This window comes from Propionivibrio sp., from assembly GCF_029255185.1.
GTDB lineage: Bacteria > Pseudomonadota > Gammaproteobacteria > Burkholderiales > Rhodocyclaceae > Propionivibrio.
The window spans coordinates 1-1,835 of sequence record NZ_JAPUVO010000004.1 but is presented as its reverse complement, the minus strand read 5'-3'; the positions used below and the strand labels follow the sequence as shown (position 1 = coordinate 1,835).

Sequence of the window (1,835 nt, the reverse complement as noted above, 5' to 3'; positions counted from 1 at the left end):
GCCAACAACCCAATACTAGGTGGCGGACATGCTGAAGAAATCGGAACTCACGATCAAATTTATGTTGCTGGCCATCGTTTCTGGTCTGGCGGTCATCATCGCCTGCATGGGGCTGTATGGCTACACCTCCGCGCGCGACGTGAAAAACAGCATGGCGGACATGTATAATTCCCGCATCGTGACGATGGCGCAGATCAAGGACGTGCACGATAGCTATGACGAAATTTCCGACGTTATGAATGCCGCTTCCCAAGGCGACATTGACGATAAAACGACGTCGCGCGTCGTGGATGCTCTTAAACATGCCCGCGAACATTGGGGCGTCTTCACGAAGACTTCGTTCAGCGCCGAGGAGGAAGCTCTGGTCGCTGCCGTTGGCCCTATTCTCGATAAACTGGGCGCTGCCGTCGAAAAGGGAGTCCCTGGCCTCGATATTGGCGACAAGGAGGTCATCGACTCGGCCAGACGCCTTTACGCAAAACCCCACGATGATCTGAGTGACAAGTTGGACGAACTAACCACGCTTGAGCAAACGATCGCCAAAAAGAGTTTCGAGGAGTCGGAGAAAGCCTTTGCGACCACCACAACTCTTTACATGCTCGTGGGCCTCATCGCGCTGCTGATCTGCTTTACCGCAATCATCGTGGTGGTGCGCTGGATCGTGCGGCCGATCGGGCGGATGGCAGGGGCGATGACGGCCATCGCCGATCAACGCTATGACACCGTGATCCCCAACCTCGGCGAAAAGAACGAGCTTGGGCTGCTGGCCGCTGCGCTGGACGTCTTCAAGCGCAACGCGCAGGAAATGGAACGCCTCCGCGCCGATCAGGCGGAGCAGAAGCGCCGCGCCGAGGCGGAACGTCAGGCGGCCATGAGCGCGCTGGCCAACACTTTCGAGCACAGCGTCGGCAAGGTCATCCACACGGTGACATCCGCCGCGACCGAGCTGCAAGCCTCCTCAAGCCAGATGGCCGTCACGGCGCAGGAAACGAGCCGACAGGCGCAGACCGTCGCCGGAGCCTCTCAGGCCGCGTCTTCCAACGTTCAGGCCGTCGCGGCGGCCGCCGAGGAGCTGAACAGCTCCATTGGCGAAATCAAGCGTCAGGTTACGCAAGCCTCCGCCGTGTCGCGCAAGGCGCGGCAGGAAGTTGACGTCGCGACGACGGCGGTGCGCACCTTGGCCGACAACGCCAACAAGATCGGCGAGATCGTGAGCCTCATCAATCAAATCGCGTCGCAGACCAACCTGCTCGCGCTGAACGCTACCATCGAAGCCGCGCGCGCGGGCGACGCCGGCAAGGGATTCGCGGTCGTGGCTTCGGAAGTCAAGGGCCTCGCCAACCAGACGGCGCGCGCCACCGAAGACATCACCGTGCAGATCGCCGCCGTGCAGAACGGCACGCGGGAAGCCGTGGAAGCCATCGGCGCGGTAAGCAAGGTCATCCACGACGTCGGCGAAATCTCGACCGCCGTCGCCACCTCGGTCGAGGAGCAGACCACCGTCACGTCCGAAATCGCGCGCAACGTCGAGAGCGCTTCGGCGGGCACGCGGGAAGTGTCGCAAAGCATCGCCTCGGTCGGCAACGCCGCCTCGGAGACCGGCGCGGCCGCGACGCAGATCAAGGACTCCTCCACCGAGCTTTCCAAGCAGGCCGAGTATCTTCGCACAGAGGTGGGCCGCTTCCTCGATCAGGTGCGGAGCGACAAGGATACGGCGGCGCCGGCGCAGTGGACCGAGACGCTGGAGATCGGCGTGGCCTCGGTCGATGACGACCACCGCGCTTTGTTCGACACCTTCAACCAGTTCTATCGCGCCCTGATGTCCGGCGAAGGCG

General features: G+C 62.2%; 1 protein-coding gene. It reads left to right on the top strand.

The window, feature by feature from the left end; all coding sequences use genetic code 11:
• Positions 1-28 precede the first annotated feature (28 nt).
• On the top strand, positions 29-1,835 hold a 1,807-nt coding region (locus tag Q1J43_RS00040; protein WP_301100234.1), incomplete at its 3' end, for a methyl-accepting chemotaxis protein.